We start from the raw sequence: 11,305 nt of genomic DNA on the forward strand, positions 1-11,305 counted from the left end.
TTGATTTGAGCGGAGCCTGCCCTCAGCGCGTCGGCGTCGGGTGTTCGCCGCGATAATCGTAGAAGCCGCGATTGGTCTTGCGGCCAAGCCAGCCGGCCTCGACATATTTCACCAGCAGCGGGCAGGGACGATACTTGCTGTCGGCCAGGCCCTCGTAGAGCACCTGCATGATCGAGAGGCAGGTATCGAGGCCGATGAAGTCGGCAAGCTGCAGCGGACCCATCGGGTGATTGGCGCCGAGCCGCATGCCGGTATCGATGGCTTCCACCGAACCGACGCCTTCATACAGGGTGTAGATCGCCTCGTTGATCATCGGCAGCAGGATGCGGTTGACGATGAAGGCCGGGAAATCCTCGGCATTGGCCGGGGTCTTGCCGAGCTGCACGGTCAGTTCGCGCACCTCGCGGAAGGTGGCTTCTTCCGTGGCGATGCCACGGATCAGCTCCACAAGCTGCATCACCGGCACCGGGTTCATGAAATGCATGCCCATGAACTTTTCCGGGCGGTCGGTGACCGAGCCGAGGCGGGTCACCGAGATCGACGAGGTGTTGGTCGCGATCAGCACATGCTTGGGCAGCACCGGGCAGAGTTCGACCAGGATCTTCTTCTTCAGCGCCTCGTTCTCGGTGGCGGCCTCGATCACGATGCCGGCGGCTTCGAACACCTTGATGTCGGTGGAGGTCTTGATCCGCGCCAGCGCCGCATCGCGGGTGGCCTCGTCGATCTTGCCGCGTGCCACCTGCCGGTTCATGTTGCCGGTGATGGTCTGCACGGCCTTTTCGAGCTGGGCCGGGTTGATGTCCTGCAGCAGGATATCGAAACCGGCCAGCGCGCTGACATGGGCGATACCGCTGCCCATCTGTCCCGCGCCGATTACCCCGATGGTCTTGATCATGCGGTTTTCCCGTATTGCCGGTTACTTGCCGAGCTCGGCTTCAAGCTCCGGCAGCACCTTGAACAGGTCGCCGACCAGGCCGTAATCGGCGACCTGGAAGATCGGCGCCTCTTCGTCCTTGTTGATGGCGACGATGACCTTGGAATCCTTCATGCCGGCGAGATGCTGGATGGCGCCCGAGATGCCGACCGCGACATAGAGCTGCGGCGCGACGATCTTGCCGGTCTGGCCAACCTGGTAGTCGTTCGGCACGAAGCCGGCATCGACGGCGGCGCGGCTGGCGCCCACGGCGGCACCGAGCTTGTCGGCCACGGCCTCGATCAGCTTGAAGTTCTCGCCCGAACCCATGCCACGGCCACCGGACACGATGATCTTGGCCGAGGTCAGTTCGGGGCGGTCGGACTTCTGCAGATCCTGGCCCTTGAACACGGAGACGGCCGGGTCGGCACCGGCAGTGCCGGTTTCAACGCTGGCCGAACCGCCTTCAGCGCTTGCTGCGGCAAAGCCGGTGGCGCGCACGGTGATCACCTTGATGGCGTCAGCCGACTGCACGGTGGCCATGGCGTTGCCGGCATAGATCGGACGCACGAAAGTATCGGCCGACTTCACTTCGACGATGCCGGAAATCTGCGCCACATCCAGCAGGGCGGCAACGCGCGGCAGGGTGTTCTTGGCCGAAGTGGTTTCCGGCGCCAATACGGCCCCATAGCCCTTGGCGAGACCGGCGATCAGCGGTGCCAGGGCTTCGGCGAGGCCGTTGGCATAATGCGGCGCATCGACATGGATCACCTTCGACACGCCGGCGATCTTCGCGGCAGCGGCAGCGGCGGCACCGGCGTTATGGCCGGCCACCAGCACATGCACATCGGCGTCGATGGCCTTGGCGGCGGTGACGGTGTTGAGCGTCGGGGCCTTGATCGAGGCGTTATCGTGTTCGGCAATGACCAGGCTGCTCATATCAGATGACTCCCGCTTCGGTCTTCAGCTTCTGCACCAGGGTGGCAACGTCCGGCACCTTGATGCCGGCCTTGCGCTTCGGCGGCTCCTCGACGCTCAGCGTCTTGAGTCGCGGCGCGATGTCCACGCCCAGGTCTTCCGGGGTCTTTTCGTCGATCGGCTTCTTCTTCGCCTTCATGATGTTGGGCAGCGAAGCATAGCGCGGCTCGTTCAGGCGCAAATCGGTGGTGACCACCGCCGGCAGCGTCAGTTCAACGGTTTCAAGGCCGCCGTCCACTTCGCGCACCACATTCGCCTTGCCATCGGCAATAGCCACCTTGTTGGCGAAGGTGCCCTGGCTCCAGCCCAGCAGGGCGGAAAGCATCTGGCCGGTCTGGCTGCTGTCGTCGTCGATGGCCTGCTTGCCGACGATGAAAAGTTGCGGGCCTTCGGCTTCGGAAATCTTGGCCAGCAGCTTGGCTACGGCCAGCGGCTGCACTTCGGCGTCGGTCTTCACCAGGATGCCGCGGTCGGCGCCCATGGCGAGTGCAGTGCGAAGGGTTTCCTGGGCCTGCGTCGGGCCGATGGACACGGCCACCACCTCGGTGGCGATGCCGGCTTCCTTGAGGCGGACAGCCTCCTCGACGGCGATTTCGTCGAACGGATTCATCGACATCTTGACGTTGGCGAGATCGACTCCCGTCTTATCCGCCTTCACGCGGATCTTGACGTTGTAGTCCACCACGCGCTTGACCGCGACCAGAACCTTCATGGACGTCAAACCTTATTTTGCTGACATAATTGGCTTTGGCATGGGCCGGCGAACGGCCTTGCCATGATTTTTTCGCGCTGCACACTATAACCCGCTGACAGGGCTGTCAACGAACCGTAAAGCCCTCCGGGGTATAGGGAAAACGGCTCTAAACGCGGCGAAATTTTCGTGCGCCTCCCCTTGTTCCGCCGCGTCGGCTTCCCACATCTGAAGCGTGGGGCCCGGTCCGCATTGCCCAGGTGGGGATGTGGCGAGTGGTCGCTGCCTAGGAGTAGACAATGGATCTGGAAAAGTTCACCGAGCGCGCCCGCGGCTTTCTTCAGGCGGCGCAGACCTTGGCGCTGGCCCGCGGCCATCAGCGCTTCACCCCCGAACACTTGCTTAAGGTGCTGCTGGACGACCCGGAAGGCATGGCCACCGGTCTGGTCCAGGCGGCGGGCGGCCAGCCAGGCGTTGCCAAGGCGAAGAATGAAGAGGCCCTGGCGAAGATTCCGAGCGTAGAAGGCTCGGGCGCCGGCCAGCTTTACATGGCGCCTGAACTGGCCCGCCTGTTCGAGCAGGCCGAAAAGCTGCGCGAGAAATCCGGCGACAGTTTCGTGGCCGTCGAGCGCCTGTTGCAGGCCATTCTGCTCACCAATACCCCCGGCGCCGAGGCGCTGAAGGCTGCGGGCTTGAGTGTCGCGTCGCTGGAGAAGGCGATTGCCGGTTTACGCAAGGGCCGCAAGGCGGATTCCGCTTCCGCCGAGCAGGCTTATGATGCGCTCAAAAAGTATGCCCGCGACCTGACCGAGGCGGCGGAAAGCGGCAAGCTCGACCCGGTGATCGGTAGGGATGAGGAAATCCGCCGCACGATCCAGGTATTGTCGCGCCGCACCAAGAACAATCCGGTGCTGATCGGCGAGCCCGGCGTTGGCAAGACCGCCATCGTCGAGGGCCTGGCGCTGCGCATTGCCAAGGGCGACGTGCCGGAAAGCCTGAAGAACAAGCGCCTGATGGCGCTGGATCTCGGTGCCATGATCGCCGGCGCCAAATTCCGGGGTGAATTCGAGGAGCGGTTGAAAGCCGTGCTGGCTGAAGTGACCTCGGCGGAAGGCGAAATCGTGCTGTTCATCGATGAGCTGCACACCCTGGTGGGTGCCGGCAAGGCCGATGGCGCCATGGATGCCTCCAACCTGCTGAAACCGGCCCTGGCGCGTGGCGAACTGCACTGCGTCGGTGCGACGACTCTGGATGAATACCGCAAATATATCGAGAAGGATGCGGCGTTGGCGCGGCGCTTCCAGTCGGTGTTCGTCGGCGAGCCGACGGTGGAGGACACCATCTCCATCCTGCGCGGCCTGAAGGAGAAGTATGAGGTGCATCATGGCGTGCGCATCACCGATGCCGCCATCGTTGCCGCCGCCACGTTGTCGAACCGCTACATCACCGACCGCTTCCTGCCCGACAAGGCCATCGACCTGGTGGATGAAGCGGCCTCGCGGCTGCGCATGGAAGTGGACAGCAAGCCCGAGGCGCTGGACGAACTCGACCGCCGCATCATGCAGCTCAAGATCGAGCGCGAGGCACTGAAAAAGGAGACCGACGCGGCCTCCAAGGATCGCCTCGCCAAGCTGGAAAAAGAACTGGCCGATCTGGAGCAGCAATCGGCGTCGCTGTCGGCTGCCTGGCAGGGCGAGAAGGCCAAGCTCGGTTCGGCGCAGAATCTCAAGGAACAGCTCGACCGCGCCCGCCTCGATCTCGAACAGGCGCAGCGCAAGGCTGACTGGAACCGCGCTTCGGAATTGTCCTACGGCGTGATTCCGGGCCTGGAGCGCCAGTTGGCGGAGGCCGAGGGCGCCGGTGGCAAAAGCATGGTGCGCGAGGCGGTGACCGAGAGCGATATCGCCGGCGTGGTGTCGCGCTGGACCGGTATCCCGGTGGACAAGATGCTGGCCGGCGAGCGCGAGAAGCTGCTGGCGATGGAAACCCGCCTGCGCGGCCGCGTGGTCGGGCAGGAGGAAGCCCTGGTGGCGGTGTCCAATGCCGTGCGCCGGGCGCGGGCCGGCTTGCAGGATCCCAACCGGCCCATCGGCAGCTTCCTGTTCCTTGGCCCCACCGGCGTCGGCAAGACCGAACTGACCAAGGCGCTGGCGGAATTCCTGTTCGATGACGACAGCGCCATGGTGCGTATCGACATGTCGGAATACATGGAGAAACATTCCGTCAGCCGCCTGATCGGCGCGCCGCCGGGCTATGTCGGCTATGACGATGGCGGCTCGCTCACTGAAGCGGTGCGGCGCCGGCCGTATCAGGTGATCCTGTTCGACGAAGTCGAAAAGGCCCATGCCGACGTGTTCAACGTGCTGCTGCAGGTGCTCGATGATGGCCGCCTCACCGATGGCCAGGGCCGCACAGTGGATTTCCGCAACACGGTGATCATCCTCACCTCGAACCTGGGCAGCGAGTATCTTGCCCAGGCCGAGGCCGAGGAAATCGACGAAGTGGTGCGCCATCGCGTGATGGAAGTGGTGCGCGGGCATTTCCGGCCGGAATTCCTCAACCGTCTCGACGAGGTGATCCTGTTCCGCCGCCTGAGCCGCGAAAACATGAGCGGCATCGTCGATATCCAGCTCCAGCGGCTCTACCGGCTGCTGGTGGATCGCAAGATCACGCTGGACCTCGACGACAAGGCCAAGACCTGGCTGGGCAATGCCGGCTACGACCCGGTCTATGGCGCCCGGCCGTTGAAGCGGGTGATCCAGCGCGAGCTGCAGAACCCGCTGGCCAGCCTGATCCTGGAAGGCAGAATCCAGGATGGCAGCGTGGTGGCAGTCTCCGCCGGCCCGGATGGCCTGCTGATCCAGGGCCAGGTGGTTCACTGAGCCACCACCTAACGCTTTGATATGAAAGGGCGGCCGAAGGGCCGCCCTTTTCTGTTTCCCGACGACCCTGTCATGCCCGCGCAGGCGGGCATCTCATTTGTTATGACGAAAGCTGAATGGGATACCCGCTTTCGCGGGTATGAGGGACGGTGAAGTATTTGAAAATAAAAGAAAATATCGTGTGTGTGCCGTCCCGTCCCCGATGCGGGGCTAAGTGGACGCAAAGATTCCGGTTGACCGTCAGGGATTTCGGCTATATTAAACCATCAAGTTAATTAACTGATAGGTTTAATTGTGACGACCGACCGCCTGAGCCAGACCCTGGCCGCCCTTGCCGATCCGACAAGGCGGGCGATCCTGGCGCGGCTGAGCCAGGGCGAATGTTCGGTGAAACAGCTCGCCGAGCCGTTCGCCATGAGCCTGCCGGCGGTGTCGAAGCATCTCAAGGTACTGGAAAAGGCCGGGCTGATCGCCAAGGGCCGCGAGGCCCAGTGGCGGCCCTGCCGGTTGGAAGCCTCGCCGCTGCAGGAAGTGGCGGGCTGGGTGGAGGGCTACCGGCGTTTCTGGGAGGAGAGCTTCGACCGTCTCGATGCCTATCTGCAGCAATTGCAGCAGGTGAAGTCCGATGAGCAGCATTGAACCCATCGATTATCGCGCGGCCCAGGGCCACGATATCGTGCTGGTGCGCGATTTCGACGCGCCGCCGGCCCTGGTCTATCGTGCCTGGACCGATGCAGCGCATCTCGCCCGCTGGTGGGGCCCGCATGGCTATACCAACCCGGTCTGCCGCATCGACGCGCGGCCGGGCGGCGAAATCTACATCGTGATGACGGGGCCGGATGGCGTCGGCCTGCCGATCAAGGGCCGGGTACTGGAAGCCATTCCCGGCGAAAGCCTGATCTACAGCATGGATGCCGATAACAGCCGCGGCGAATGGGAGATCGAAACCATGCCGCGCCATGCCATCCACATGATCCGCCTGGCTCCGTTGGATGGCGGCAAGCGCACGCGCCAGACCGTGACCGCGCGCATGGGTAATGCCGACGACCTCGCCTTCATGGCCCGCATGGGCATGGCGGAAGGCTTCGGCCAGAGCCTGGAACGCCTCGCCGATCTGGTGACGGCCTAACACGCGAGAGAAAAGGACCTCCCGATGCTTACCTATATCCTGCTCGGCTTTGCCGTGCTGATTGCCGCCGTGCTGATCTATGCCGCCACCCGGCCGGATGATTTCCGCATCGAGCGCAGCACGGCCATCAAGGCGCTGCCCGCGGCGATCATGCCGCATCTGGCTGACCTGCAAAGCTGGCGGGCCTGGTCGCCGTGGGAGAAGGTGGACCCGGATATGCAGCGCAGCTTCACCGGGCCTGCGAGCGGCGTCGGCGCCGCTTATGCCTGGGATGGTGACCGCAAGATCGGCGCCGGCCGCATGGAAGTGGTGGAAGCGATGCCGGAGCGCCTGCTGCTCAAGCTGGATTTCCTGCGTCCCTTCAAGGCCAGCAATTTCGCCGAATTCACCCTGGTGCCGGAAGGCGAAGCCACCCGCGTCACCTGGGCGATGTTTGGCACCAACGCCTATCTGCACAAGCTGATCGGCCTGATCTGCCGCCCGAGCATGATGCACAAGATTTTCGACCAGGGCCTCGCCGACCTTAAGGCGCAGGCCGAACGCTAAAAAAGCCGCGCATACCTTCCCAGACCGCTTTCAGGAGAAAGAGACAATGACCGGTTCCGCGTTTGTCATATCCCGTATTGTCGATGCGCCGCGCGAACTGGTGTGGCGCCTGCATACCCAGGCCGATCACTTGAAGAACTGGATGGGGCCGAAGGGCTTTCCGATGACCCATTGCACCATGGATCTGCGGGTTGGCGGCGTATTCCATTACTGCCTGCAGATTCCCGGCGGTGGCGGCGACATGTGGGGCAAGTGGACCTTCCGCCGCATCGAGGCGCCGCATCTGCTGGAATGTATCGTGTCCTTCTCGGATGCCGATCAGGGCGTGACACGCCATCCGATGGGGCCGGACTGGCCGTTGCAGACGCTCGGCATCACCACGTTCGAGGAAACGCCGGATGGCAAGACCCGCATCACCGTGAACTGGAGTGCCTATGAACCTACACCGGCCGAGCAGGCCTGCTTCGATGGCGGCCATGACAGCATGGAGCAGGGCTGGGGCGGCACCTTCGAGCAGTTCCTGGATTACCTCGCCCGCGTGAAGTAACGCAGCAGGCGGCCATCGATACAGGCCAGCCCGATACCGATCAGCGCCAGCCCGAGCCATTGGCTGGCGCTGACGGATTCATCCAGCCACAGCACGCCCATCAGCATGGCACTGGGCGGGATCAGAAATGTCACCAGTTGCAGGTTCGTCGTGCCGGCGGTGGCGAGGATGCGGAAATACAGCGTGTAGCCCAGTGCGGTGGAGATGCTGGCGAGACCGAGCACCGCCATGATGGTGTGCATGCTCGGCATTGGCAGCGTCCAGGGCTGATCGACCAGCAAGGCCAAGGGCAGCAACAGCAGGCTTGAGCCGATCACCTGGCCGCTGGCGGTCGCCATTGGCGCCACGCCCCAGGCGGAGAAGCGCCGGCCATAGAGCCCGGCGGTGGCGTAAGATATTGCCGCCAGCACGATGGCGCCCTGCGCCCACACATCCGCGCCCAGGCCCTTCAGCGCCGCCGGGCCGATCATTGCTGCCACGCCGGCCAGGCCGCTCAGTAATCCGGCCAGCCGCGCCAGGGTCAGCTTCTCATTCTCGGTGGCGAAATGCGCCAGCAGCACGGCCCAGAGCGGTGTGGTGGCGTTGAACACGGCCGCCAGTCCGCTCGGAATATGGCTCTGGCCCCAGACGATCAGCGAGAACGGGATGGCGTTGTTCAGCAGTCCCATGATGATGAAGCCGCGCCAGACGCGCGCCCCGGACTGGTCCAGGCGTGGCATCTGGATCCCGCTCGCGCGCAGGATCAGCAGCAGCATCAGTGCCGCCAGCGCCACCCGCAGGGTGACCAGGGTGAGCGGCGGAATCTCCTTCACCGCCACGCCGATGAAAAAGAACGAGCCGCCCCAGAGCAGCGAGAGCAGCAGCAGCAGCGTCCATTCCAGCGCCGTCATCGGGCGGTTGATGTTGGTCATGGTCTCAAATCCAAACAGTGCCGTCATGGTCCGCGTAGGCGGACCATCCACGAGTGTCTTTTGGTTTTGATGAGTAAAAAAACTCGTGGATACCCCGCCTTCGCGGGGTATGACGATGTATCAAAGAATATGTTCGCCCCGCCATCCGCTTCTTGCTAAAGCATCTTGATATAACTGGGCTGCGCGGCAACGCGGGAAAGCCAGGCGCGGATCGCCGGATAGGCCGAGAGGTCCATGTCGGCTTCGTCGGCGCGGTGGGTATAGGCATAGAGCGCGATGTCGGCGATGGAATACTGCCCGCCGACCAGGAACGGTTCGCGGCTCAGCTGCTGCTCCATCACGCCGAGCGCGGCATAGCCCTTGGCCAGCCGTTCGGGCAGTTCGGCCATGCGCGCATGCTGGCGGCCGAGATGGCGGATGATATAGCGCGGCGTCGCCACATAGGGTTCGTGGCTGTACTGCTCGAAGAACAGCCATTGCATCACCTGCGCCTTGCGCAGGCGGTCGCCGGGCAGATAGGCGCTGCCGTCTGCGAGATAGCACAGGATGGCATTGGATTCCGCCAGCACCGTACCGTCCTCGAAACCCAGCGCCGGGATGCGGCCATTGGGATTCTTGGCCAGGAAGGCCGGCGTGCGGGTCTCGCCCTTGTCGATATCGAGTTCGACATGGGTATAAGGCAGGCCGAGCTGCGCCAGCAGCAGGCGGCATTTATAGCCGTTGCCGGAATCGCGGTAATCGTACAGCGTCAGCATGGTCGCTCCTTCAGGCTGCCTGTTCCACCTGGCCCGGCTCACGGCCCGCGGCAAAGCGGAAGCCTTCATCGGCCCAGCCGGTCATGCCGCCGATCATCAGTTTCACGGCGTAACCGAGCGTCGCCAGCTTGAGCGCGGCACGGTCGGCGCCATTGCAATGCGGCCCGGCGCAATAGACCACGAACAGCGTCTCGCGCGGCCAATGCGCCGCCATGCGCTCGGGCGTGATATCGGCATGCGGCCAGCTCACCGCGCCCGGCACATGGGCTTCCTGATAGGCTTTGCGGCCGCGCACATCCAGCAAAGTGAAATCCGCCAGGCCATAGCTCAGGGCGTGGTGCACATCCCAGCAATCGGCCTCGAAGCCGAGCTTGGCGGCGAAATGCGCCTGTGCGGCCGCGGCACTGGCGGTGGGAAAATCCGTCACGAAACTCGGCATGCTGGCCTCCGGCGTGGGTTGCTGCTGTTGCTGCGGAAGTAGCCGATGCCCCGGCTTGGCGCAAACCAGACTTTCTCCTAAGCTGGCTTAGATTTTCTAAGCCTGGAAGGAACACCGATGCCGCGCCGCCTGCCGCCGCTGAATGCGCTGCGTGCCTTCGAGGCCGCCGCCCGCAACAGCGGCTTTGTTGCCGCCGCCGAGGAACTCAATGTCACGCCGGCGGCCGTCAGCCAGCAGGTGAAGGCGCTGGAGGCGCAGCTGAAAGTGCAACTGTTCCGCCGCGCCCCGAGCGGCCTGGTGCTGACCGAGGCCGGCCAGGCCTATCTGCCGGGCCTGAGCGACGGGCTGGACCGCCTGGCCGATGCCACGGCGCGGGTGGTGACGCCGGGGCGCGGCCGGGTCAGCATCAGCCTGCTGCCGGCGCTGGCCTCGGGCTGGCTGATCCCCAGGCTGGAGAATTTCCGCCGCGCCTTCCCCGGCGTGGCGCTGAAGCTCGATACCAACCGGCGGCTGACCGATTTCAACCGCGAGGATGTCGACCTGGTGATCCGTTTCGGGCCGCGCCAGCCGGCACGGTCGGGGGCGGTGAAGCTCGCCAGCTATCACCTGATGGATGAGGAGGTATTCCCGGTCGCCAGCCCAGCGATGCGCTTAGGCGGCCGTGATCTGGCCGATCTGACGCCGGGCCAGCTGCTGCATGATGTGGACCTAGCCGGCACCGGCGCCGATGGCACGGCCCTGCCGCCGCAGCCCTGGCTCGACTGGGCCAGCTGGTATCGCCGCGCCGGCCTGGAGCCGCCGGACCCCGCCGCCGGCATCGGCTTCACGGATTCATCGGTATTGCTGCAGGCGGCCCTGGCGGGCCAGGGCGTGGCGCTCGGGCGCGGCCCGCATCTCGGCGACCTGCTGGCGCGCGGCCATCTGGTGCGCGTGGGGCAGCAAAGCTGGCGTGCCGACTGGGCCTATCATGTGGTGGCGCCGGAAGCGCATTTCCGCCGGCCGCTGCTGCGCGCGGTGCGCGACTGGCTGGCGGCGCAGGGAAATTAACGTCAGTCGCGGTTGAGCAGAGCCAGCAGCGGGGTGGCGCGGATTTCGCCGTCGAGCCTCTCCACCTGGCGGCGGAAACGCTCATATTCGCCACCTTCGAGCTTGCGGCCCGAGGGGAAGCGCACATTCATCGGATTCACCTGCTTACCCTGCAGCAGCACTTCATAATGCAGATGCGGGCCGGTGGAGCGGCCGGTGGAGCCGACCGTGCCGATGATCTGGCCCTGGCGCACGCGCTGGCCGGATTTCACGTTGACGCGGGTCATATGGGCATAGGCGGTGGCGTAGCCGTTGCCGTGGCGCAGCCGCACATAATTGCCATAGCCACCATTCCAGCCGGCGACTTCCACCAGGCCTTCGCCGGCGGCCTGGATCGGCGTGCCGGCAACGGCGCCGAAATCCACACCCTTATGCATCAGGCTGAAACCGAGGATCGGGTGCATGCGCTTGCCGAAGCCGGAAGTCAG

At 64.4% G+C, this 11,305-nt stretch carries 13 protein-coding genes (1 of these 13 cut by a window edge); 6 read left to right on the forward strand and 7 right to left on the reverse strand.

The annotated features are described in order from the left end of the window. Nucleotides 1-22: 22 nt before the first annotated feature. Genes ACQY7X_RS08675 through ACQY7X_RS08685 form a run of 3 tightly spaced genes read right to left on the reverse strand, consistent with a single transcriptional unit; the run spans nt 23 to nt 2,603 of the window. Entirely contained in the window at nt 23-895 is an 873-nt protein-coding gene (locus ACQY7X_RS08675) for a 3-hydroxybutyryl-CoA dehydrogenase (RefSeq protein ID WP_428249512.1), read from the reverse strand. A 21-nt stretch (nt 896-916) separates the two neighbouring features. After that, nucleotides 917-1,852 (reverse strand): electron transfer flavoprotein subunit alpha/FixB family protein, encoded by a 936-nt coding sequence (locus tag ACQY7X_RS08680; RefSeq protein ID WP_428249513.1) that lies wholly within the window; start codon nt 1,850-1,852, stop codon nt 917-919. Between the two features lies 1 nt (nt 1,853). Further along, nucleotides 1,854-2,603, reverse strand: coding sequence for an electron transfer flavoprotein subunit beta/FixA family protein (locus ACQY7X_RS08685; protein ID WP_428249514.1), 750 nt, complete (start codon nt 2,601-2,603; stop codon nt 1,854-1,856). 278 nt (nt 2,604-2,881) lie between these two features. Between ACQY7X_RS08685 and clpB the strand changes: the two genes are divergently transcribed. From clpB to ACQY7X_RS08710, 5 genes are all read left to right on the forward strand, one after another. Continuing rightward, entirely contained in the window at nt 2,882-5,464 is a 2,583-nt protein-coding gene (clpB, locus tag ACQY7X_RS08690; RefSeq protein WP_428249515.1) for an ATP-dependent chaperone ClpB, read from the forward strand. Between the two features lie 294 nt (nt 5,465-5,758). Then, nucleotides 5,759-6,103 (forward strand): ArsR/SmtB family transcription factor, encoded by a 345-nt coding sequence (locus ACQY7X_RS08695; protein ID WP_428249516.1) that lies wholly within the window; start codon nt 5,759-5,761, stop codon nt 6,101-6,103. After that, nucleotides 6,090-6,593 (forward strand): SRPBCC family protein, encoded by a 504-nt coding sequence (locus ACQY7X_RS08700; protein ID WP_428249517.1) that lies wholly within the window; start codon nt 6,090-6,092, stop codon nt 6,591-6,593. Before ACQY7X_RS08695 ends, ACQY7X_RS08700 begins: the two co-directional genes overlap by 14 nt. A gap of 24 nt (nt 6,594-6,617) precedes the next feature. Continuing rightward, nucleotides 6,618-7,139, forward strand: coding sequence for an SRPBCC family protein (locus ACQY7X_RS08705; protein WP_428249518.1), 522 nt, complete (start codon nt 6,618-6,620; stop codon nt 7,137-7,139). Between the two features lie 46 nt (nt 7,140-7,185). Beyond that, nucleotides 7,186-7,686: an SRPBCC family protein gene (locus ACQY7X_RS08710; protein ID WP_428249519.1), complete on the forward strand. Its 501-nt coding sequence runs from the start codon at nt 7,186-7,188 to the stop codon at nt 7,684-7,686. Here the strand turns inward: ACQY7X_RS08710 and ACQY7X_RS08715 are convergent. The 3 genes from ACQY7X_RS08715 to ACQY7X_RS08725 form a co-directional block, all read right to left on the reverse strand. Next, nucleotides 7,665-8,597: a DMT family transporter gene (locus ACQY7X_RS08715; RefSeq protein ID WP_428249520.1), complete on the reverse strand. Its 933-nt coding sequence runs from the start codon at nt 8,595-8,597 to the stop codon at nt 7,665-7,667. The two genes, ACQY7X_RS08710 and ACQY7X_RS08715, sit on opposite strands and share 22 nt — an antisense overlap. A 155-nt stretch (nt 8,598-8,752) precedes the next feature. After that, nucleotides 8,753-9,352 (reverse strand): glutathione S-transferase family protein, encoded by a 600-nt coding sequence (locus ACQY7X_RS08720; RefSeq protein WP_428249521.1) that lies wholly within the window; start codon nt 9,350-9,352, stop codon nt 8,753-8,755. Nucleotides 9,353-9,362: 10 nt separating this feature from the next. Continuing rightward, nucleotides 9,363-9,791, reverse strand: a complete 429-nt coding sequence (locus ACQY7X_RS08725; protein ID WP_428249522.1) for a rhodanese-like domain-containing protein — start codon at nt 9,789-9,791, stop codon at nt 9,363-9,365. 117 nt (nt 9,792-9,908) lie between these two features. Between ACQY7X_RS08725 and ACQY7X_RS08730 the strand changes: the two genes are divergently transcribed. Continuing rightward, a complete protein-coding gene (locus tag ACQY7X_RS08730; protein WP_428249523.1) occupies nt 9,909-10,838 on the forward strand; it encodes a LysR substrate-binding domain-containing protein in 930 nt (309 codons plus the stop codon). Nucleotides 10,839-10,840: 2 nt separating this feature from the next. Here ACQY7X_RS08730 and ACQY7X_RS08735 read toward each other — a convergent pair whose 3' ends face one another. Continuing rightward, a protein-coding gene (locus ACQY7X_RS08735) for a M23 family metallopeptidase (RefSeq protein ID WP_428250046.1) crosses the window boundary here: on the reverse strand, nt 10,841-11,305 show its final stretch. 942 nt of this gene lie beyond the right edge of the window; 465 of the gene's 1,407 nt are visible here — the last part of the coding sequence; its start codon lies beyond the right edge, outside the window; its stop codon occupies nt 10,841-10,843.

The organism is Ferrovibrio sp., assembly GCF_965278975.1.
Classification (GTDB): Bacteria; Pseudomonadota; Alphaproteobacteria; order Ferrovibrionales; family Ferrovibrionaceae; genus Ferrovibrio.

Bases quoted from the DNA above. Each gene is read 5' to 3' on its own strand.
- ACQY7X_RS08680 (WP_428249513.1), bottom strand. From the start codon at position 1,852: ATGAGCAGCCTGGTCATTGCCGAACACGATAACGCCTCGATCAAGGCC.
- ACQY7X_RS08675 (WP_428249512.1), bottom strand. From the start codon at position 895: ATGATCAAGACCATCGGGGTAATCGGCGCGGGACAGATGGGCAGCGGT.
- ACQY7X_RS08685 (WP_428249514.1), bottom strand. From the start codon at position 2,603: ATGAAGGTTCTGGTCGCGGTCAAGCGCGTGGTGGACTACAACGTCAAG.
- ACQY7X_RS08730 (WP_428249523.1), top strand. From the start codon at position 9,909: ATGCCGCGCCGCCTGCCGCCGCTGAATGCGCTGCGTGCCTTCGAGGCC.
- ACQY7X_RS08700 (WP_428249517.1), top strand. From the start codon at position 6,090: ATGAGCAGCATTGAACCCATCGATTATCGCGCGGCCCAGGGCCACGAT.
- ACQY7X_RS08715 (WP_428249520.1), bottom strand. From the start codon at position 8,597: ATGACCAACATCAACCGCCCGATGACGGCGCTGGAATGGACGCTGCTG.
- ACQY7X_RS08705 (WP_428249518.1), top strand. From the start codon at position 6,618: ATGCTTACCTATATCCTGCTCGGCTTTGCCGTGCTGATTGCCGCCGTG.
- clpB (WP_428249515.1), top strand. From the start codon at position 2,882: ATGGATCTGGAAAAGTTCACCGAGCGCGCCCGCGGCTTTCTTCAGGCG.
- ACQY7X_RS08710 (WP_428249519.1), top strand. From the start codon at position 7,186: ATGACCGGTTCCGCGTTTGTCATATCCCGTATTGTCGATGCGCCGCGC.
- ACQY7X_RS08725 (WP_428249522.1), bottom strand. From the start codon at position 9,791: ATGCCGAGTTTCGTGACGGATTTTCCCACCGCCAGTGCCGCGGCCGCA.
- ACQY7X_RS08720 (WP_428249521.1), bottom strand. From the start codon at position 9,352: ATGCTGACGCTGTACGATTACCGCGATTCCGGCAACGGCTATAAATGC.